Below are 21,161 nucleotides of genomic sequence, written 5' to 3' on the forward strand. Positions count from 1 at the left end.
GAACAGAGAACAGAGAACAGAGAACAGAGAACAGAGAACAGAGAACAGAGAACAGAGAACAGAGAACAGAGAACAGAGAACAGAGAATAGGGAATAGGGAATTAGTAATTAGGAATTTTAAGTGAGCTTATTTGTAATCGGTAACACCATTCCATTCTCCTCTTGACATATTGATGCAATATTGATATGTCATAGACATGAGAACAACAGTACGTCTTAGTGACGATTTATTACGTAATGCCAAACGTTTTGCGGCAGCCACAGGGCGTTCTCTTACTGAGCTTATTGAAGATAGTTTGCGCCAAGCCTTAGCATCGCGCGCTATAGAAAATGAACCACGCAGGGTTAATCTTACAACCAGTCCGGGTAGTGTGCGCAGTGGTATCGATATCAATCGAATGGCTGAGTTATTAGATGTTATGGAAGGTCATTAATTGTGATTCTTATTGATGTAAATGTATTAGTATATGCGCATAAAGAACAAACACTAAAACATATTGAATATAAATCATGGCTTGAGAAAATTATAGCAGCAGAAGTTCCATACGGCATGTCTGAATTTATACTCAGCAGCTTTTTGCGTATTGTTACGCATCCGCGCATTTTTGATCCACCTAGTTCTATAGATACAGCTTTAACTTTTGCTCATGAAGTTTTATTGCAGCCTAATTGTGTACGTATTACTCCAGGGGAGAGGCATTTTTCTATATTCACTAGCTTATTGAAAAAATGTGGTGCACGCGGCAATTTAGTACCAGATGCTTACTTAGCTGCCCTAGCGATTGAATCAGGTTGCGAGTTCATTACTACTGACAGTGATTATGCACGTTTTACCGGTCTTAAATGGCGCTATCCTTTAGAAAAAAAAGAGCAGAAGTAGTAAGCTAAATATTAAGTTAAGAATTAACTTAATACTTCGTGATATTCTCGGTTATACCGAACAAATCCTTAAGTGACCGGTCTTGCGGTCATACTCTCAATAATTGTACGTAATAATTCTTGCCCTGGGGCGCTTTGCTTAATCATAGCTTTATTTTCAGTCCACTTTAAAATTGCAATCATTGGTACCCAACCATATTTAGTATTGCTCCGGCTACTAACCTTAAGTGCGTCTGAGACGCTACTGGGCAATTCAACTCCGTCTATTACCTTACCGTTACCAGGATTGGCGCATGCAATTGGGTCGTTAGTAACTAAATATTCTCGACATACCAGCGGTCGCTGTGGATGAATTGAACATGAACCTTCATCAAGAAAAGGGCATGGTATATTATAACTAAAATACTCAAGACTAAAATCTTGATACTCTTCAACTGAGATTGCATCTGGGTTAATTAAGCGTGACCACAAGCCCACCTTTTCAAAATGTTGTTGAGCAGTAGCAAAACGTGCATAGATAATTTTGCGTCGCATAGCAGGCAGGTGCCGGATTAAATCACGTAAGACAAAAGCTTCAACTTCAGAAATGGGCACAATTTGTGAGCAACAAATCCCACAGCCTTTGCCGCAGCTTACAGGTTTACCCTCGCGTATAGTCTTTGCCGTGCCTGCGCTAACCACTTCATCAGTAAGGTATTGCAGTTGTTCTAAGACATCATTCCAACGACATGGCTTTTGAGGCACACGAAATGAGAGTTGATGCTCTTGGCCAAATAAACGTAAGTTAGTAGAAATATTAATATAAGTATGAGCTGAGGGTTTAGGCATTACTCGAGTTGTATATAATTCAAGCGGTTAGTGCTACTAGATTTTAAAATATCTACAGAAAGCCCATATTCTTGGGCATAAGCCGTTAAATCAGTACCGTAAATTTTAATTCCATTAAGTGGTTTAAAATCACCTTCAGCCATTTTTTTCTCCTAAATAAAATTATTGCTGCGTTTGCAAATGGCATGGTTTAGCTAATGCCATTTCACCTGCAGCTTCAAAAATTTTAGCTAAAACACCTGAAATATATACATTATTGCGACCGCCACTCATTGCTCTGGAGCAATAAATAATTCTGTAGTGCCATCACGTGCTATTTCTCGCGCGCATGATGAAGATTGTCTACGTTTGCATTTTAATGCGGCTAAATCCGGTGACCATGAAGCCCTGCAAGCGATGCTGCAAATTATCGGGCCAACTATAGTTAGTACAGTACGGCGTATACTAGGCAATCAAAATTCAGAAATTGAAGATATAGCTCAGCAAGCAATGATTGGTTTTGTGCAAGCGTTAGCTAGATTCCGCAGTGAGTGCTCTATTAAAAGTTTTGCCAATCGGATTGCAGTGCTTACGGCACTTAAAGCCCGTCGTTTTCTGGCAAAGCGTGATCGCTTGGTGTTCTATGATACTTTCAATGTTGAAGAATTAGAAATTAACACGCGCTCTCAATCTATCTGTTCTATCTCACAGGGGCAGCTACGTCAGGTTTTAGCAACTTCGCTAGCAATACTACCAGAGACAATTCAGCAAATACCTTAATGCAACTAATAACCCTACACTTGCCGAAGAAGCTTTAGTTGCCCAAGCACGCTGTTACCGTATGCTTGATAATTTAAAAATGGAAATAATAGTTTGGCTTTCATTAATTGAGAGATTTCCACAGTCGCAATACCGCTGGCGTGCTTTCGAACGCCTAAAAGAACTTGAGCTAAATTTGTCACCCAGCGAACAATAATGATGATTTATTACGAGGTAATAGTTCTAAAATTTTTTAGATATAAATTTGTCATTCTTTATCTGCCGGCATTTTGGGCATTTTTTTTCATTGGTAATATTTATTCTAAAGCGCAAACCCTTAATGATAATATAAAAACGAATTCAACTTTATCCCTGGTATTGGTTGGTTATAAGGCCGAGCATAAGCAATTATTGCAACGGATAGAAACGGTTTTAATACCTACAGAATTATATGTCGAATTCCATAATGAATCAAAATTGCAACGGCCAGATATTCTTGATGATAATAAATATTTTTTACAAAACTCAGTTGCACTAGCATGGATAGAATTTAAAAAAGAATCAGCTCGGATATATATAGCAGATAAAGATCGTAGTCATTTTGTGCTACGTAATGTCAAATTATTTAACAATAATCTTGAACTTAATGAAGAACAAATTGCGCAAGCCCTTAAAACTGCCCTACAAGTTATTACCGATGCTACAGAAAAATCTCTTACTCGTAATGAAATTATAAAAATATTAAATGATGAATCAGACCAAGCTAAAATGGTACCTGTAAAAAATGAAAACCAGTCTGAGCCATTATTGGTGCCACCAGAAGATAGCACAACTACAAACCCAAATTTTGCAATAGCTGCATTTTATGAAGTACGAAAATTTGGAAAAGCCGGTTCTTATCCAGGACCATACTTTCATGGGGTTGGCGTTCGTAATACTTTACGTTTTAATAATATAAAATTAAAACCACAAATTTGGTTTGCTGCACAATATGAAATATCCACAGATGTTCAAGGTAAAGGCGAAGAAAATAGTCATTATTTATATTTTCATGCTCCCGGAATTCGCTTCGGCGGTGGTATAGCTTTTGCTTCAAGCACAAATTTCGAACTGCGTTTATCCACAAGTATCGGTTTTGATTGGCTAGCGGCGCAATTAAAACAAAGCGAAAATATGACAACCATTCCTAAAAATTTAACCCTTACAACTTTACGAGCTACCGTTGCTTGGCGGTATGTATTTAATCAATTATTTGGAATTATGATTAGTATATTTGCAGATTACTGTGATAAAAATACTTCAGTTATTATTGACAGTCCGACTTTTCCAGATGTTATCTATGAAACATAATGGGGCTCCGCTGGATATTATTAACGATTGCTCGGCAATAAGATGCCGTTGCTACTTGATAGCAATGCTATCGCAATTTCTTTATTGTATTAGTTCTAAGATAGATAAAAATGGGTCAAAAAATTTGACTGAAAATAAAAACTAGTTGTCTGGTTTTAGTATGATGGTCATTAAGATAAGTATAATAAAATGAATTAAATCATTTACTGTCAAAAAGCGTCGCCCCTAACCATCGTCGATTCATCTCGGCAATAAAGTCAACCGAAATGCCTTTAGGGCAGACGGCGCCGCATTCATAAGTATTAGTACAACTACCAAAACCTTCAGCATCCATTTGCGCAATCATGGCACGTACACGTTTTTGACCCTCGATGCTACCTTGGGGCAAGTGAGCAAGGTGGGCAACTTTGGCGGCCACAAACAGCATCGCCGAGCCGTTTTTGCATGCCGCCACGCAAGCACCACAGCCAATGCAAGCCGCAGCATCCATTGCAGTGTCAGCAGCTTTTTTACTTATGGGCACAATGTTGCCATCAGGCGCATTGCCGGCATTAACTGAAACAAAGCCGCCAGCTTGAATAATGCGATCAAAGGGGCTACGGTCAACCACTAAATCTTTAATCACCTTAAACGGTTTGGCACGCCAGGGTTCAACAGTTATGGTCTCACCATCTTTAAAGGTGCGCATATGTAACTGACAAGTAGTTGTTTCGCGCAATGGACCATGGGCCGTACCGCTAATATACAACCCACAAACCCCGCAAATACCTTCGCGACAATCAGATTCAAAAGCAACCGGCTCTTCACCTTTAGCAATTAATTGCTGATTTAAGGTATCAAGAGTTTCGAGAAATGATTGTTTAGGGTCAATATTATTCAAGTCGTATGCAACTAATTTACCTTTAGTGTCAGCTTTTTTTTGTCGCCATATTTTCAGGGTTATTTTCATTTGTAACTCCTTGTGACCAGCGCAACGTTTTCATATTTAAGTTGTTCAATATTACGCTCTGGTGTTTTATCATCGCCTTTATGTTCCCATACCGCAACGTGGGCATAGTTTTTATCATCGCGTTTGGCTTCACCATCTTCTTGTTGATATTCGTTGCGAAAATGACCACCACACGATTCTCTGCGCTCTAGGGCATCGCGAGTTAACAACTCAGCAAATTCTAAAAAGTCGGCAACGCGACCAGCTTTTTCTAGTTCTTGATTGAATTCTTCACCTGACGCAGGTAACACGATAGCGTTTTGCCAAAATTCTTCGCGCAGCTCTGGTATGCGTTGCAAAGTCTGCAGCAACCCCGCAGCATTACGACTCATGCCAACGTTGTGCCACATAAGTTGCCCCAGCTCGCGATGAATTGAATCAACCGAGCGTTTGCCTTTTAAGCGCAATAGTTTGGCGTTACGGGCTTGCACATCTGCAAGTGCCGCTGCAAACTCACTGTGCGAAGTATCAACATCACTTAATTGGGCCGAAGCAAGATAGTGACCAATAGTATATGGTAAGATGAAATAACCATCAGCTAAACCTTGCATCAACGCCGAGGCACCAAGGCGATTAGCACCATGGTCTGAGAAGTTAGCTTCACCGATTACATGCAACCCTGGTATCGTTGACATCAAGTTATAATCTACCCATAAGCCACCCATAGTATAGTGAGGCGCTGGGAAGATACGCATTGGTGTTTTATATGGGTCATCAGCGGTAATGCGTTCATACATTTCAAAAAGATTGCCATAGCGCTCGCCAATAACTTTAGCGCCTACGCGATTAAGCGCATCTGCAAAATCAAGGTAAACCCCGTTGCCATTAGGGCCAATACCTAGGTTTTGATCACAAACTTCTTTCGCTGAGCGCGAGGCAATGTCACGCGGCGCTAAGTTGCCAAAGCTTGGATATTTGCGCTCGAGATAATAGTCGCGTTCATTTTCAGGAATTTGCGCTGGTGGGCGTTTATCACCTTTTTGTTTAGGCACCCAAACCCGACCATCGTTACGCAACGACTCGGACATAAGTGTTAGCTTAGATTGATGCTCCCCGGTTTGGGGAATACACGTAGGATGAATTTGGGTATAGCAAGGGTTCGCAAAACCAGCACCACGTTTATAAGCACGAAATGCCGCAGTGACGTTGCAGGTTTTTGCATTAGTCGAAAGATAAAAAACATTTGAGTAGCCACCGGTAGCTAAAACAACAGCATGGGCTGCCCATGTTTCAATAGAGCCAGTTACTAGATTGCGCGTAACTATACCGCGCGCTTGCCCATTAACTATTACAACATCGAGCATTTCTGTGCGTGGATGCAGTTTAACTTGTCCAGCAGATGCTTGGCGCATTAGTGATTGATATGCACCTAGAAGTAACTGTTGCCCGGTTTGCCCGCGTGCATAAAAGGTGCGCGATACTTGCGCCCCACCAAACGAGCGATTGTCAAGATAACCACCATATTCACGCGCAAAAGGTACGCCTTGGGCGACGCATTGATCGATAACTGCGTTTGATACTTCAGCGAGTCGATAAACATTGGCTTCACGGGCCCGGAAATCACCACCTTTAATCGTGTCATAAAAAAGGCGAAAGATACTATCACCATCATTAGGATAGTTTTTAGCGGCGTTAATACCACCTTGAGCCGCAATTGAATGGGCGCGTCGCGGCGAGTCATGAAAGCAAAAGGCGTCAACATTATAACCAAGCTCGGCGAGTGTTGCGGCAGCCGAGGCACCGGCTAAACCGGTACCAACAACAATTATATTGAATTTACGTTTGTTGGCTGGATTTACCAGTTTCATTTCGAACTTATGTTTTTGCCATTTAAGTTCAATTGGGCCACTAGGGATTTTGGCATCAAGATTTAACATTAGCTTATCTCCAACTTAAAGCGACACAAGGCCAGCAAGAACGGCAATGGGCATAGCGATTTCGCCGAGCACTATAATGACGGCAAGCGCTGGGCCGACCCGATCAAAAAATTTGCGGGTTCTGCCACTAGTTATGCCCAGTGATTGAAAAACACTTGAGCCCCCATGCCAAAGATGCGCCCCGAGTAAGAGCATAGCGATAATATAAGTTAAGCTTATTAGAGGATTAGAGAAACCCGCTACCACCATACGATAAATGTCAAAACGGCCTTGGTAATCGATAAAACTTTTATAGTCAGAATTAGTTACGCGCCAGGTAAATTGCAGTAAATGGTAAAGCACAAAAAACGCCACCATTAAGCCGCTAACATACATATTGCGTGAAGCCCAACTCGCTTTTACTGGTTGTTGCATGGCATATGGTTGAGGTCTGACCGCGCGATTTATTAAGGTTAAACGCGTAACCGCCAAAACGTGTAGAAGCAATGATAATATTATGCCACCGCGCGCCCCCCAAAGCAGCAACGGATACACACGTAAAGCAATACCATAATTATTTAGTTGGTCAGGGCCTAGAAAAACCTGCCAATTGCCAATCATATGGCCAATTACAAAGACTAAAAGCATTACACCAGTCACTGCCGCCAGCATTTTGGCGCCAATCGATGACAAGAAAAATCGTATCATCCTCGTTAAAACTCCTTCATGTGAGGCCCCATAGCGAAATGGAGCAAGAGTTACAATGGCGCTATGTTTGTAGAATTTTTTGGTATGTAACTTGCTGAGATATAAAGGAATTTTTCAATTGGGGGTAGAATGTGGCGATTGCATTAATTTTAATGGGGAACATTCGTTTTAATTCTTGCTATTAAATCTTGAGCTTGGGTAAGCCATCCCTCATATTCTTTAATATCTACGACATAGGTGATTACATAATCAGCATCTTCTCTCTCTTGTGATAGTTGATCTAAAAACACTGCATCTTCATTTAAAAATAGTCCATTTTTAACGAAGTGTAAGCGAAATAAAGAACGCAAACTTCTATGTGAACGCGGTTCAATTCCAGCGGTAAAAAGCAAGGCGCGCACTGCATGAAATACCGCGTAATAAAGCTGTGAAGTCGCACGGTCATAAAGGTTACTTGCAGCTAATTGCTGTGCTGCGGTTAAAAAACGTTCACTAAAAGTAAGTGCCTCATTGGCATTATGTATTTGCGATTGTGGAGTCACAGTTTGATTCCTTCATGTTCAATATCAAGTGCTATAAGTCTTTCATGATATAGCAATTCATTCCAACGACTTTCACTAAGTACCAGTATTGCTAACGCGGTGTCATAGTGTAAGTTTATCTCGGCTGCTTTACGTCGTAAAACTTTACGAGCGTTTGTCGCAAGTTCGTTAGCAACAATTGCAGCAATATCAATATCAGAATCGTTATTCTGGTCCCCACGGGCGCGCGAACCAAATATAGTTATGCTTTTAATACCGTCTTTATATTCGGCTTTTGCGAAAGTGATCCACGCTTGTAGTGCGGCTTGTTCATTTTCATTTAGTGTATCCGTCAGCAGTTTAGGGTCACGTAGCATTATTATAGATTACTCATAGTAGAGCGTAAGCTGCAAGATTAGGGAGTTTGGTGAAGATAGATCTACAGAAAATCAATCATTTGTGTTGACAATAAATTTTTATTCATCCATCAATTTTTCTATGGATAGTCGTCGTTTATTTGAGCGTATTGCTGAATACAAAAAAGCGCTTGCGCGATTACAGCAAGCATTGCAAGAGCCCGAAAATGAATTAATTCGCGATGCGGTAATTCAGCGCTTTGAGTTTACCTTTGAACTCGCCTGGAAAACGATAAAGCTCTATCTTGAATTTCAAAATATCGAAGTGCGTAGCCCTCGTGACACTCTACGCGAAGCCTTAAAACTTGGGTTAATTGACGATGGTAACGTGTGGAGTCTGTTGTTAGAAAAACGTAATTTAACTAGCCATACATATGATGAGAACCTAGCTATAGAAGTATATCAGTTCGTAAAATATACTGGGGTCAGATTATTTTTAGAACTCGAAAGTAAAATCGAATTAAAGATTGGCAACATATGAAAACGATTGCTTTTGGGCTTAGCCAGCATATTATTGACAAAATTTTAGAAGTATTTACGAAGCATCACAAAATTGAGAGAGTAGTTATTTTTGGTTCTCGGGCTTTAGGTAATTTTAAATCTTATTCAGATATCGATCTAGCGGTTTATGGCGAGCAATTAGAGGCTAACGAATTCAGCCGACTTAGCTTTGAATTGCATGAGTTGCCTATAGTGTTTTCAATAGATGTAATCCATGCAAATCAAATCAGTAATCAAGCTTTGCTCGACAGAGTTGAGAGCGAAGGCCAACAAATTTATCCCGTACTTTAAATAAGGGTGAAATATGCAAATTTACGAAGGTGCTATAGTTACTTGCGATGCTGTAGGTTCGCTAAAACAGTTTCTTGTTGAAGATAAGGGTAAGATAGTCTTCGTTGGTGATGAACTCCCTAATGATTATATTAAATTGCCTCGCGTTAAGTTACAAGACCAAGCTTTACTGCCAGCCTTTGCTGATACTCATATTCATTATATGTCGCATGCGTTATTTGACAACGGGCTTGATGTGCGTACTGCTGCATCAATAGCTGATGTGCAATCGGCCATTAAACAATTTGCTAAAAGTAGTAAGCAAGGGATCATTACCGCTTTTGGTGCTTCACCTCATAGTGTTGCAGAAAAACGATTAATTACAAAAAGTGAAATTGATGCGGTATGCTCAACGCGCGGTGTATTTATGGTCAAATATGATGGTCATGCCTGTATTATTAATTCACATCTATTGGCTAAGCTACCCAACAAAATAAAAAATCAACGTGGTTTTAATGCTGATACCGGCATTATGACTCAAGAGGCGTTTTTTAGGGTTACTGATTTTATTACTGCCAAAGTTCCTTTAGGCAAGACTTTAAATGATATGCTTTGCACGATCGACACAATGGCTGCGCATGGCATCGGTCTAATTCATTCGGTTGCTGGCGTTGGTTTTCCATTAGATATGGATGTTAGACTTGAAAGCTTATTTGCTCGCGGTTTACGTAATCCGCTTAGCTATCGTTTATATTTTCAAACGATGGATATCAAAAAAGTGCTTAAGCGCAAATTGCCGCGAGTTGGGGGATGTTTTGCTACCGCACTAGATGGTTCATTTGGTTCACTTGATGCTGCACTTATCGACCCATATTCTAATGATAATAATAACCGCGGTGTGCTTTTTTACTCTGATCAAGTTGTACATGATTTTGCGCGTACAGCTAATCGCGCTGGCTTGCAAATTGAAATGCATGCAATAGGTGACCATGCCTTTGAACAAGGGGTAGATGCGCTTGCGGCAGCATTAGAAGACTTTCCACGTCAAGATCATCGGCATACTATTATTCATGCATGTCTACCTACTGAACGAGGGCTTGAGCGATGCGCCAAATTAGATATTGGCATAGCATTGCAACCCGCTTTTATTTATTGGCACGTTGAACCACCTGAGTATTTAGATTCTATTCTTGGTTCTCGTCTTAGAAAACTTATGCCACTTAAAACTATGTGTGAAATGGGCATTAAACTAGCGGGTGGTTCTGATGCTCCATGCACTATTCCAGATCCACTATTTGGTATTTGGTCTTCTTGTAATCATCCACGTGCACAAGAGAGTTTATCTATTCAACAAGCATTAAATCTATATACCCGCAATGCCGCTTGGATGAGTTTTGACGACGATAGGCGTGGCAGCTTAGAAGTCGGTAAAATTGCTGACATGATTATTTTAGATCTTAATCCTCTTGCTATTGAACCGCAAAAATTAAAAGAAATTAAAGTTAAGCAATTATTGCTTGCCGGTAAGCCATATAAACCTGGGCAGTCGCGTGCTAATTTAATATGGCGTGGTTTGTTTAGTCGACGAAGTATTTAAGGCAGTTGCTGCTGCAAAAACCAATCGACTAATTCAGTGCCTTCATAAGCGAAGTCCCAAGCATTATGACCACCAAAGATTTTATAGTCCCACGGGTCATTAATACTGACACTTATTTCTCGATACTGCACTTGAGCACCGATATTTTGTAAATACTTATAAGCGGTTCGTGATTCACTTACTGGCACGGTTTTATCTAAGTCATTATGAAATAAATAGATGGGAATACTTTTAAGATTATCAAGATTAACTTTAGCCATACCATACATACCAGTCCAAATACCACATACTGGTGCAATAGCGGCGAATAGTTTTAGTTGGCGAGACGCATCTGCGCTGGAGTAACAGCAGATGGGTCATCAATGAAACAGGCAAGCATTCGTGCCTCAGTATTACCAGTAGTCCATAAAGCAAGCGCTAGTTTATGATTGGTGCCTATTTGTTTGGCGATTTGGCGAAGTTTAACCAGCGAAATACCAAAAGCATTGTTAACATTAATAGCATACTTTGACATACTATCGCGTTTTTCTTTGCTGCCCATACTTTTTAATTGTTTTAGTATGGATTGCGCACTCATGTTTTTTCATTTGTTCGAAAGTTATGACGTGGTAAGCTATGCCTGTGATGTTTACACATAAAGCTGGCATATTGATTTAAACCCAACTCTTTAATTTTTGCGATACAAGCTTTACGGTCAGACTTAAAGATAAATCCAAAAATTTTTGCAAAAATATTACTAAATTTACCACAAGCAGCAGGGTCGCTAAATTCTTGGCAATCGGCACAGCTTAAGTATTGGTGTTGCTGACAACACTTTCGCACCAAGCACCAACTTGCCTTGGTATTTTCGTGGCAACCTGGGCAATGTGAATCTAGGTATTTTTTACACGCTCCACAATACAAGCCGCAATAAGCCACAAGATTGCTGTCTGCTAATATTGGTTTCATCAATCTTATCCCCCTTTAGCAGTTTGCTGTACTAATGGTGAATGCTCTATATTTAGTTGAGTATACACTCAACGAAAAAAATAGCAATAGCAGAATCTATTACCCAATTGGATTTTCAATGCTATTGATGCTAAAAATGTTGTAACTTGCTGTATTTGCGAGTAATTTATTGACGTTAGTAAGGAAGGATCATCATGAAATCAGTTATCCTTATTTTGTTGGGATTTAATTTGGTTGTTGCAGACGATATGTCGATAGCTGATGAAAGAGAAAAATGCGAACAAAAGAGTTCATCAACAGCAGAGAAAATTGTCTGTATAAATAAAGAAGAGCTCGTTTGGGATTCATTAATGAATCGAGACTTTAAACGCATTATGAATAACCTATCTGCTGACGAAAAAGCCAAATTTCGTAACGTTCAAAAAACATGGCTTGCCTACAGAGATGCTATTTTTGAGATCAGCAAAATAATTGAAGTCAAACACTACGGCAAAGAGGACGGCTCGCTCTTAAATGCAAGAATCAAAAAAGATATCGTTAAATATCAATCAGAGATTTTAATGAGTTTAGCTGCAGACTGGGAATAGCATAGTGGTAGACTGGGAGAAATTAATACGATTTAGCAAAAAGCACGCGACGCTCTGAAGGCTTACCGGTTAATATACATTTACCGGTCTCAGCTTCGCTACTAAATGGAATATTGCGAATAGTAACTTTGGTTTGCTCTTTAATTTTTGCTTCGGTTTCAGCAGTACCATCCCAATGCGCATAAACAAATTTTGAGTTTTGCTCAGCAAACACTGATAGAAAATCATCCCAAGTGTCTACTTTTACCGAGTTTTGTTCTAAATTGCTTTTAGCGCGAGTAAACAAACGCTTTTGAAAATCATTCATAAATTCTTTTGCACGCTCACCAATACCAGCACGCTGCCATGTAGCTTTTTCATTAGCAATGCGGTCTTTAATCATCACTTGACCCTTTTTTATATCACGAGGACCAAGTTCAATACGCAAAGGCACGCCTTTTTGTTCCCACTCAAAATATTTGAAACCAGGTTTATGGTCACGGGTATCAAAATTTACTGCAATACCAAGATCACGTAGCTCAGCAGCAAGTTTTTCACCTTCAGCTTTGACAGCTGCCTCATCCGCATCTTTACCAAAAATTGGTACAATAACCGCTTGAATTGGGGCTAATTTTGGTGGCAGCACTAAACCATTATCATCTGAATGGGTCATGATCAGACCACCAAGCAAGCGAGTTGAAACGCCCCATGATGTCTGCCAAACATATTCAAGCTCACCGTCGCGATTTTGAAATTTTACATCAAAGGCTTTGCCAAAGTTTTGCCCTAAATCGTGACTAGTACCTGATTGCAGGGCTTTGCCGTCTTGCATCATAGCTTCTATTGAATAGCTTGCTAAGGCGCCGGCAAATTTTTCACTTTGGGTCTTTTGCCCACGCACCACCGGCATAGCCATAAATTCTTCGGCAAACTGGGCGTAAATATTAAGCATACGCATGACTTCTTCACGTGCTTCTTCATGATTGGCGTGTGCTGTATGACCTTCTTGCCATAAAAATTCGCCAGTACGTAAAAACAAGCGCGTGCGTAACTCCCAGCGCATGACATTAGCCCATTGATTTATCAGCAACGGCAAATCACGCCAGCTTTCAATCCAACGTGAAAAGAAATGGCCGATAATTGTTTCTGAAGTAGGTCTGATAACATAAGGTTCTTCAAGTTGTTTGCCACCAGCATGGGTTACTACCGCAAGCTCGGGTGAGAAACCTTCGACATGTTCTGCTTCGCGCTTAATAAAACTTTCAGGAATTAGCAGCGGAAAATAGGCATTCTGATGGCCAGTAGCTTTAAACATATCATCAAGACCACGTTGGATTTTTTCCCAAATACCATAGCCGTGAGGTTTAATAACCATACAACCTTTGACGACTTCAGCAGCTTCAGCAAGACTGGCTTGACGAATAACATCAAGATACCAGCGCGAGTAATCAACATCGCGTGGTGTTATTTTATCAGGGTTCTTGTTTGAGTTATTTGCATTGGTATTGGTTTTTTTTTCTGTTTGTTTGTTAGTCATAATACTTACACCTTTTTTAAGAGCAGCAGATTTTGCGTTTTGTATATGTATATTGCTTAGGGTCGCAAGAGTATGATGATTTATCTAATAACAAATTTAGGCTGGCGACTCATTGATTTCGAGATAGCCTTTGTTAAGAAGTTTTTCAATACTGGTGTAAGCTTCAAAATCAGTACCAGTAGAGCGATCGATAATATCTCGAACAAGGCCGAAATTTATCGCTAGTTGTAGCGTATCAAGATCAAGTTTTGCTAATGCTGACAGTGGTGAAACCAACGGAACTCGCAAACTTAATTGGGCTTCATCATCAGGAACTCGCGAACGTAAGCGTTTAAGTTCGTCAACTTGACGCATAAGTTCTAAAAGAATGCTTTCAGTGTCAGATGCGAAAGTTTCGGCGAATTCGATTTTATCATCTAGTGCTTCGAGTACAAATGCACCCTTTTCCCATAGTAGCATACGACCTAATGCTTTAATTGGTGATAATGGCAATTCACCGATGATAACAGCATAAATTAATTTTCCTTCTTTAATATATATTTTACCACGCAGCTCACTACTGATAGTTAACATTCCTGATTTTTGATTAGTTGCGAAGAGTTGTAGTAAGTCAGGTAATGGTACTTCAGTGATATCTCCACTCATGGTCGAGCTATCGGCAGGACGTTTACCAAGTCGCTCCATCATGGCTTTAACGTCAGCTCGTTCACTAGCACCAGTAGAAAATTCAGCCGGGTCAATAACTTTTAGTATTGAGGTACCAATCAATATACGGTCATGCAATTTGAGTTCGGCACGTTTAATTTTTTCACCATTTAAAAAGGTGCCATTGGTTGATCCCAAATCAGTAAGATACAAAGCATCACGACGAATAACGAGTTGCGCGTGCATGCGTGATACCATGTCTTCTGCGAGTACTAAGTCTCTCTCTGGGGTACGCCCAATACTCAACTCGCCTTCTTCGGGGAGTTCGATTTCTCCGCTATGGTAACGACCAGAGATGAATTTTAGTGCCAAACCCATGGCTATCTCACCTCACGTATACTGTGGGCCACCTACTAATTTTACATACATTGCAGCTGTAGCATTGTTTGGGTCTTTTGCTAAGACTTCATTCCAAGTATTAAGTGCTTCGCTTTCATGACCACAAGTAAATAAACATAAACCTAGCTGAATTCTAGCAGGATGATAGTCAGGACGTTCGTTAATTACACGAGAAAGTTCGTCAATAGCACTGTAAGTATTTCCTGATTGGTGCAATGCTATTGCTAATTTGACGCGAATATCAACAAAGGAGGGGCCAAGACTTAAAGCTTTATAATACTCAACTATTGCATCTTTGGGACGCCCAGCAGCTTGATAAGCATCACCGATCTCGCAATGCATGTTGGCTATTTTACCAGCAACATGGAGGTCGAGTTCACCAGCCTGATGCTTATTTGCCGTAAGAGCTTGCGTATAGCTTTTTTTGGCTTCTTCGTATTTTCCAGTGTTATTGAATAAAACAGCAGCATTAAGCGCAGCTTCGATATATCCAGGATTTATTTCAAGAGCTTTAATAAAATATTTTTCAGCTTTAGAAAATTGTCCGAGACCATGATAAATCACCCCCAACATATTATAGACATCGGCAAAGACCTGAGTACGAGTAATAATTTGCTCTAACAAGGGCAGCGCCGTTTCGTAGTCGCCTTTTTGGTAATAACTTGTGCCAAGTGCAAGTAACTGGCGCAATTCATCCATTTTTTTATTCCCCTGTTGCTGGGATTTTTTGGGATGTGGAGGTCTCTGTTTTAGGTTTTGCCGATTTTGATGGAGTTGGCAAATCTTGTAAGAGAATCCTACCGGTTTGAGCTTCGTTTGAATTTGGAAATTTTTCGACAAGCTTTTGTGCGTCATTACGTGCTAGTTCAGGTTCTTTAGCATTTTTACGAGCCAAAGCTGCAAGCAACAAGGCTTGCGCTTCTAAACCAACATCTTGATAATTTTGGACAAGTCCCTCAGCTCGCGCTGCTGCAGCGCGCCATTTTTCGTTATTCCAATAGAAATTTGCCACATACAATTCATGATTCGCTAAACGTCGGCGGCAAGTAATAATTTTTTTTTGTGCTTTTTTTACGTACTCACTAGCGGCATGGCTATCAATTAGTTCTTGGTAAGCAGCGATAGCATTTTGAATATCAGCTTGATCTTTTTCTGCTACCGGCGGCATAAACCACCATTCTTCAGGCGCTTGTTTGACATGCGCTTCGGCAATTCGCCAACGACAGTAGGGTATTTCTGGGTGAGCAGGGTGCATTTTGATAAATTGCTTATAAGCGTCGATCGCTTCTATAAATTTACCGCGCGCATAATGCGTATCAGCAATACGTAGATCAGCTAAGATCGCATATTTTGAATAGGGATATTTTGCTTTTACCTCAGCAAAACCAGCTAAAGCTTCGGGGTACATACCATCTTTAAGATCTTTATTAGCTTTTTTGTAAAAAAATTCAGCTGTTTTGCGCCCACTAAGATAAGCATCTGGGCCAGCGCAGGCACCAATAGTGAAAAAAATAAGCAATAAGCTCAAATGGCAACGGGTTTTTTTGAAAAACATGACACTTACCGATAGCACGTCAAGGTAAAAACTAACAAGGGAGAGTCTGCATGGACTTTGACTTTTCTCTGGATCCATTGCTAGATGATGCTTTAACCTAATGCGAATGTAGGTTTTGCCAAAATGAGAGATCATGGCTGACATACACGCTCTAGAAATCGAGTTTGCAAAAAACCCTAATCTAGAGGCTTGCCTACCACTTTGCGAGGCTTACCTAGCGCAGAAGCGCTTTATGGAAGCTATGGTTGTATGCAAGAAGGGTATAAAGCAAGCCCCCCAAGATGCTCGTGGTCGTGTGATGCTTTCACGCATCTACAACTCACAGGGCAAAATACCTAAAGCCTTAGCTGAGCTTGAGCTGCTGCTAAAAGAAATTCCCGGCAGTCCAATTGGTCTTGAAGCTTTAGGAAAATTGTTGCTTGAGCAAGGGCGCAATGATGAAGGGCTATCTAAACTTCAACAAGCGGTGATAGCTGATCCCAATCGCGCTGAAGCCAGAGCTATCTTGCAACAAGCCGGAATGGCAGTGTCAACTGCTGCGCCTCCGCCCGCAGCGCCTATGGTGGCTCGTCCAGTAATGGGTATGCCGCCTCCTGGTGCTGCAGGTCAAACTGGCCCAGTACCATATGGCAATGCTCCGCCGACAGCTATGCCCCCTAATATGCCCCCAAGAGGCGCTCCTCCTGGTGGTTTTTATCCACCACCCTTGCAGCCACGCGGTATGCCTCCTCCTGCAGCCTCAACCGGGCCTGTACCTGCCGTAGAACCGCTGCGACCACTTGAGCATGTACACGACTTTTTTGCTCCTGAAACGCTGGGTTTTTCGCATGAGGCATCAGATATCGAAACTGCTGGCCCAGGTCGTCTGACAATTCTTGGTTTTGTACCTAAAAATGCCGGCTCAATTAAAACTACATTATATGTGGCTGTAACTGTTCTAATAATTGCGAGTGTTATTATATTCATTCAATACATACGATCGACTAATACTCGTGAAATAAGTAAAAAATACGCTGATTTAAAGGTAGCTTTATACGAAGATAAATATGTCAGTTACCAAGATGTATTGCGTAAAGGTAATGAAATCTTGGCGATTGATAATAGCCATAATTTGACGTTAGGTGCATTAGCCTATACCTCTGCCATTCTTGCGACTGATTTCCGTCAAGCCGATGCCTTACCAAAAGCTAAAGATTATCTGCGTAGGGCTATGGAGGAAAATAAAGAAGAAACTGAATATCGTGTCGCAGCCCGTGCTTTAATTGCTTATGCTGAAAGGCAGTTTGATCAAGGTATTGCTGATATAAAAAAGATAATAGATCATGGTGGTTCTGGCCCATTTGTTGAACTTGAAGCTTTTCGTTTGATGAATGAAGTCAAACCACAAGATAAAGAAACTAAAATTCAACTACGGCGCTTAATTCAATCGGCAGTTTCACAAGCTCGTATATTTAATTTTCTTGGTTGGTATTATTATCAATTTGATGATTACGCCCAAGCAGATAAAAATTTTCATTCAGCACTACAGAACGTTAATGATCATGCCCGAGCAATTATCGGTCAGGCTTTGACGGATTTTGACCGTGGTTTGGCTTTGCAACAGCGTCAGGTAGAAATTGGTAAGGCGATTAAAAAAGTTTTAAAAATGCCTCCAGAGCAACTTGATAGCACGGTTTTAGCTTTAGCACATTTTGCGGCAGCACAACTTTTACAGTGGCAAGGCAAGCAAGCTGAAGCTGACAGTGAATTTGCAACAGCATTTCGTTTTGATAGCCAAAGTGCCTTGATGTATTACCGTCGCGGAACGGGCTTGCTTAATCTTGGGCACGCCAAAGAGGGTATTCAATATTTACGTAAAGCTGCAGCGATGGATCCAAATAATGTTCGCTATTTTAGGACATTGGCCGATGCGCAAATTCGTTCAGGCGATTCAGTTGGTGCCAAAGCAACCCTTAATCGTGCCGCGCAACTTAATCCAAATGATCCTGAGCTAAAGATTCTTGAAGGTGACAGTTTAAGTGCTGAAAAAAAATATGCTCAAGCTATTGAAGTCTATAAAAGCGTAAAAAAAGAAGATGGCGGTTCATTGATTACTCGTGCTGTTGTTGGGATTTCAGAAGCTATGCGCGAAAGTGGCAAAAAGCTTGATGCAATTAAATATCTTGAAGCGTTTTTAGAAAATATTCCAAGTGATGTTATGCAACCTGAGCAAGCCATACTATGGTGTGAACTTGGACTTGATTACGAAGCAAATCGTGAAAAAGATCATGCTGAGCGCTTGTACCAACAGGGTATCGATACTTACCGTTATGAACCCAATTGTCACTTTTTTTTGTGTCGTATACTTGGACGTGGTCCAGAAGCTAAAGAGGCATGCAAAATGTACTTAACCCTAGCACCTCGCGGTGAGTTTGCTGATAAAGCTAGAGCCCGTGCGGGTGTGAGGTAAGACTGCAATTGTTTTTAGTAAGAGTATCTACCTTGCAGTTTGCAGTACTGACGATGATATAAGGAATAAATGCCGTCTCTGTCGTCAATTTTAAGTTGGCAGCCTCATTTAGCAGGTGTGTTTGAGTCTATAGTGTTATCGCAAAGGCGCCATCATGCTTATTTATTAGTAGGTGTCGATTTTAACACCACCGAAGATATTGCTCATAGTTTTACTGCCTCGCTTTTCTGTCAGCAGCGCAATGGCATTGATGCCTGCGGTGTTTGCTTAGCATGTCGTAAATTAGCAACAAAAAATCATCCAGATTTTATCAACATTACTCCTAATGATAAAAATGTTATAACTATTGATCAAGTACGTGAAATAGGTGGATGGGTTAATATGCGTGCTTATGAAGCACCAATGAAAATTATAATAATTAGTGCAGCAGATGCGGCTACAGCCCAAGCACAAAATGCATTATTAAAGACATTAGAAGAGCCACCAGGGGCAATTTGTTTTTTGTTAACTGTAACTCGGATAAAATCTTTATTGCCAACCGTGCGTTCTCGTTGTGCAATTTTGCGAATTGCCGCTAAAGATCGTTTATCAGCCTGGCAAGATTTAGTTGCGGCTGGTATTAATCCAGACTTAGCCCAAGTATTTGCACCAATAATTGGCGCAAATATAGAGCGTGCAAATGAATTGATAGATTTAGGGGCCCAAGAGGTGTTAGCGAATTTACATAAAGCATTATCTCCAACTGCTGAAATTAGCGTGGTAATTTCTATGGCTGCTGCTATTGGTCAGCAGCGCGAGCGTGCTGATTTGGCCTTGGCTTTTATTGAAGTGTTAATACGTGATTCTTTGGCAAATAAGCGTGGGGCCCGTAATGATCAGCTTTATATTGATAAAAAAGAAACTCAAATTTTAACTATGGCGCCACCTTTATTAGCTAAAGCTGCAGCAAAAATAGCGCTATTACGGCGATTATTAGCTTTTCACCTCAATCGTACTTTGGTGATGGAGTCAGTTTTTCGGGACTTGGGGGCCGGTTTAGCAGGTAACGCATGAATGATATTGGCACACCACCATCGTCAGGTTCCAACGGGTCATACGATGACTCCAATAATTCATGTGCGTGTACCAATGAAACAGTAACTAACGATTCTGCTCAAGAGCTGGCGGCTATAAAGGGAAAAGACCCCATGCCCGCAGTAATTGTTCATTTTAATGCGCCTGGCCAGGTTCGTGAGTTTGGCTACCAAGATATTGAACTTAGTTCTAACACCCAGGTAATTGTTGAAACTGCAAAAGGAACTAGATTGGGGACGGTAGTAGAAGTATGCCAACGTCCTGCCGATCAATTAATGTATCACGTGTTACGTGTCGCAACCCAAGAAGATATTGATGCTCATCATCGTAATAAAATACGAGAGCGTGAAGCAGCAGCTTTCTGTGTTGAGCGAATTAAAGCCTTATCCCTGCCAATGAAACTTATCTCGGTAGAGTTTGCTCATTCTGGCTCGAGCGCTATGTTTAATTTTGTAAGCGATGAGCGTGTTGATTTTCGTACTTTAGTTAAAGACTTAGCTCGTCGTTTTCATACCCGTATTGACATGCGTCAAATTGGGGTTCGTGATGCAGCGCGTTTATGTGGTGGCGTTGGAGTTTGCGGACGAGAATTATGCTGCGCCACATATTTATGCACTTTTAATCCTATTTCAGTTCGTATGGCGAAGGACCAAAATTTAACATTAAACCAAGATAAACTATCAGGTATTTGTGGGCGATTAAAATGCTGTTTAGCTTATGAAGAATCTACCTATGCAGAGCTACGTCAAGGTTTACCAAAGCTAGGCAAACGGGTGTTTACACCTGAAGGTGAAGGAAGAGTTAAAGACGTAGATGTTATTCGGCGTCTTATACGAGTACAGTTATTTGATGGCCGCTATTTAGAATTCAATGGTGATCTCGTTAAACGTCCCTCTGAAGCATCAATAGCTCAAACGACACGACAAAATGGCTTGCCAACAAAAGCAAATACATTAAGAGGTCAAGATAATTATGACAATGATTCAAATAGCGAAGAAGAAGGAGAAAGCGCAGCATCAGATAATTATACTGAGAATAATTATGATGCTCAGCAAGCTATGCAGCATCGACGTAAACGACGTCGACGAGATCGGCCTAATGAAACAACGCATGAATCAGCGCCTATCGACAACAAAGACATAAGCAGACGATCATCAGACAAAGAGAATACTTAGGGGGTGTCCTTAAATGTTGGACCGAGAGATTCACGAAAGCCGTGTAAACGATGGCCTCGCGCTTAAGTAAAATTATGCTGAGGCTTGCTAGTGGCAAGTCGCAGGCAGGATTTTTACGAGCACGTGGCCGTAAGTAGCGGATTTCGTGAAGATCGACGGGA

25 protein-coding genes are annotated in these 21,161 nt (G+C 40.8%); 11 read left to right on the forward strand and 14 right to left on the reverse strand.

The window, feature by feature from the left end:
* The first annotated feature begins 197 nt into the window (after positions 1-197).
* Together JW841_05520 and JW841_05525 are read left to right on the forward strand one after the other, a co-directional pair.
* Positions 198-434: a ribbon-helix-helix protein, CopG family gene (locus JW841_05520; protein MBN1960384.1), complete on the forward strand. Its 237-nt coding sequence runs from the start codon at positions 198-200 to the stop codon at positions 432-434.
* Between the two features lie 2 nt (positions 435-436).
* On the forward strand, positions 437-880 hold the full coding sequence (locus JW841_05525) for a type II toxin-antitoxin system VapC family toxin (protein ID MBN1960385.1): 444 nt from the start codon (positions 437-439) through the stop codon (positions 878-880).
* A 68-nt stretch (positions 881-948) separates the two neighbouring features.
* On the opposite strand, the gene JW841_05530 is transcribed toward JW841_05525, so the two are convergent.
* Both JW841_05530 and JW841_05535 read right to left on the reverse strand, forming a co-directional pair.
* Positions 949-1,707, reverse strand: a complete 759-nt coding sequence (locus JW841_05530) for a YkgJ family cysteine cluster protein (protein ID MBN1960386.1) — start codon at positions 1,705-1,707, stop codon at positions 949-951.
* Entirely contained in the window at positions 1,707-1,850 is a 144-nt protein-coding gene (locus JW841_05535; protein ID MBN1960387.1) for a hypothetical protein, read from the reverse strand. Before JW841_05535 ends, JW841_05530 begins: the two co-directional genes overlap by 1 nt.
* A 157-nt stretch (positions 1,851-2,007) precedes the next feature.
* Between JW841_05535 and JW841_05540 the strand changes: the two genes are divergently transcribed.
* Both JW841_05540 and JW841_05545 read left to right on the forward strand, forming a co-directional pair.
* Complete coding sequence (locus JW841_05540; GenBank protein MBN1960388.1) at positions 2,008-2,466, forward strand: sigma-70 family RNA polymerase sigma factor; 459 nt, start codon at positions 2,008-2,010, stop codon at positions 2,464-2,466.
* A gap of 195 nt (positions 2,467-2,661) precedes the next feature.
* The gene (locus JW841_05545; GenBank protein ID MBN1960389.1) at positions 2,662-3,795 is read left to right on the forward strand and encodes a hypothetical protein; all 1,134 of its coding nucleotides are present in this window, start codon (positions 2,662-2,664) and stop codon (positions 3,793-3,795) included.
* 199 nt (positions 3,796-3,994) lie between these two features.
* Here JW841_05545 and JW841_05550 read toward each other — a convergent pair whose 3' ends face one another.
* From JW841_05550 to JW841_05570, 5 genes are all read right to left on the reverse strand, one after another.
* Positions 3,995-4,744, reverse strand: coding sequence for a succinate dehydrogenase/fumarate reductase iron-sulfur subunit (locus JW841_05550; protein ID MBN1960390.1), 750 nt, complete (start codon positions 4,742-4,744; stop codon positions 3,995-3,997).
* On the reverse strand, positions 4,741-6,660 hold the full coding sequence (locus JW841_05555; protein ID MBN1960391.1) for a fumarate reductase/succinate dehydrogenase flavoprotein subunit: 1,920 nt from the start codon (positions 6,658-6,660) through the stop codon (positions 4,741-4,743). Before JW841_05555 ends, JW841_05550 begins: the two co-directional genes overlap by 4 nt.
* A 15-nt stretch (positions 6,661-6,675) precedes the next feature.
* On the reverse strand, positions 6,676-7,347 hold the full coding sequence (locus tag JW841_05560) for a succinate dehydrogenase cytochrome b subunit (GenBank protein MBN1960392.1): 672 nt from the start codon (positions 7,345-7,347) through the stop codon (positions 6,676-6,678).
* Positions 7,348-7,496: 149 nt separating this feature from the next.
* Positions 7,497-7,889 (reverse strand): HEPN domain-containing protein, encoded by a 393-nt coding sequence (locus JW841_05565; protein ID MBN1960393.1) that lies wholly within the window; start codon positions 7,887-7,889, stop codon positions 7,497-7,499.
* Positions 7,886-8,245, reverse strand: coding sequence for a nucleotidyltransferase domain-containing protein (locus JW841_05570; protein MBN1960394.1), 360 nt, complete (start codon positions 8,243-8,245; stop codon positions 7,886-7,888). The genes JW841_05565 and JW841_05570 overlap by 4 nt, the downstream gene beginning before the upstream one ends.
* Before the next feature lie 121 nt (positions 8,246-8,366).
* On the opposite strand from JW841_05570, the gene JW841_05575 reads away from it, so the two are divergent.
* The 3 genes from JW841_05575 to JW841_05585 are packed head-to-tail and all read left to right on the forward strand — an operon-like array spanning position 8,367 to position 10,652.
* A complete protein-coding gene (locus JW841_05575) occupies positions 8,367-8,765 on the forward strand; it encodes a nucleotidyltransferase substrate binding protein (GenBank protein ID MBN1960395.1) in 399 nt (132 codons plus the stop codon).
* The gene (locus JW841_05580; protein MBN1960396.1) at positions 8,762-9,076 is read left to right on the forward strand and encodes a nucleotidyltransferase domain-containing protein; all 315 of its coding nucleotides are present in this window, start codon (positions 8,762-8,764) and stop codon (positions 9,074-9,076) included. Before JW841_05575 ends, JW841_05580 begins: the two co-directional genes overlap by 4 nt.
* 13 nt (positions 9,077-9,089) lie before the next feature.
* Positions 9,090-10,652, forward strand: a complete 1,563-nt coding sequence (locus JW841_05585; protein ID MBN1960397.1) for an amidohydrolase family protein — start codon at positions 9,090-9,092, stop codon at positions 10,650-10,652.
* On the opposite strand, the gene JW841_05590 is transcribed toward JW841_05585, so the two are convergent.
* Genes JW841_05590 through JW841_05600 form a run of 3 tightly spaced genes read right to left on the reverse strand, consistent with a single transcriptional unit; the run spans position 10,649 to position 11,600 of the window.
* On the reverse strand, positions 10,649-10,912 hold the full coding sequence (locus JW841_05590) for a hypothetical protein (GenBank protein ID MBN1960398.1): 264 nt from the start codon (positions 10,910-10,912) through the stop codon (positions 10,649-10,651). The genes JW841_05585 and JW841_05590 overlap by 4 nt on opposite strands.
* A gap of 53 nt (positions 10,913-10,965) precedes the next feature.
* Positions 10,966-11,229 (reverse strand): DNA alkylation repair protein, encoded by a 264-nt coding sequence (locus tag JW841_05595; GenBank protein MBN1960399.1) that lies wholly within the window; start codon positions 11,227-11,229, stop codon positions 10,966-10,968.
* Positions 11,226-11,600 carry a DUF3795 domain-containing protein gene (locus tag JW841_05600; protein ID MBN1960400.1) on the reverse strand — a complete coding sequence of 125 codons (375 nt, stop codon included), beginning with the start codon at positions 11,598-11,600 and terminating at the stop codon, positions 11,226-11,228. Before JW841_05600 ends, JW841_05595 begins: the two co-directional genes overlap by 4 nt.
* A 194-nt stretch (positions 11,601-11,794) precedes the next feature.
* Between JW841_05600 and JW841_05605 the strand changes: the two genes are divergently transcribed.
* Complete coding sequence (locus JW841_05605) at positions 11,795-12,187, forward strand: DUF1311 domain-containing protein (protein MBN1960401.1); 393 nt, start codon at positions 11,795-11,797, stop codon at positions 12,185-12,187.
* A 22-nt stretch (positions 12,188-12,209) separates the two neighbouring features.
* On the opposite strand, the gene JW841_05610 is transcribed toward JW841_05605, so the two are convergent.
* From JW841_05610 to bamD, 4 genes are all read right to left on the reverse strand, one after another.
* Complete coding sequence (locus JW841_05610) at positions 12,210-13,703, reverse strand: proline--tRNA ligase (protein ID MBN1960402.1); 1,494 nt, start codon at positions 13,701-13,703, stop codon at positions 12,210-12,212.
* 96 nt (positions 13,704-13,799) lie between these two features.
* Positions 13,800-14,726: a DUF4388 domain-containing protein gene (locus JW841_05615; protein ID MBN1960403.1), complete on the reverse strand. Its 927-nt coding sequence runs from the start codon at positions 14,724-14,726 to the stop codon at positions 13,800-13,802.
* Positions 14,727-14,738: 12 nt separating this feature from the next.
* Positions 14,739-15,446, reverse strand: coding sequence for a tetratricopeptide repeat protein (locus JW841_05620; GenBank protein MBN1960404.1), 708 nt, complete (start codon positions 15,444-15,446; stop codon positions 14,739-14,741).
* Between the two features lie 4 nt (positions 15,447-15,450).
* Positions 15,451-16,266, reverse strand: coding sequence for an outer membrane protein assembly factor BamD (gene bamD / locus JW841_05625; GenBank protein ID MBN1960405.1), 816 nt, complete (start codon positions 16,264-16,266; stop codon positions 15,451-15,453).
* A 169-nt stretch (positions 16,267-16,435) separates the two neighbouring features.
* On the opposite strand from bamD, the gene JW841_05630 reads away from it, so the two are divergent.
* The 3 genes from JW841_05630 (at position 16,436) to JW841_05640 (ending at position 21,000) form a co-directional block, all read left to right on the forward strand.
* Positions 16,436-18,751, forward strand: coding sequence for a tetratricopeptide repeat protein (locus tag JW841_05630; protein ID MBN1960406.1), 2,316 nt, complete (start codon positions 16,436-16,438; stop codon positions 18,749-18,751).
* A gap of 69 nt (positions 18,752-18,820) precedes the next feature.
* Positions 18,821-19,804, forward strand: a complete 984-nt coding sequence (locus JW841_05635; protein MBN1960407.1) for a hypothetical protein — start codon at positions 18,821-18,823, stop codon at positions 19,802-19,804.
* Positions 19,801-21,000, forward strand: coding sequence for a hypothetical protein (locus tag JW841_05640; protein MBN1960408.1), 1,200 nt, complete (start codon positions 19,801-19,803; stop codon positions 20,998-21,000). Before JW841_05635 ends, JW841_05640 begins: the two co-directional genes overlap by 4 nt.
* The last annotated feature ends 161 nt before the right edge of the window (positions 21,001-21,161 follow it).

The sequence above is a fragment of the Deltaproteobacteria bacterium genome (genome assembly GCA_016931625.1).
Lineage (GTDB): Bacteria > Myxococcota > XYA12-FULL-58-9 > XYA12-FULL-58-9 > JAFGEK01 > JAFGEK01.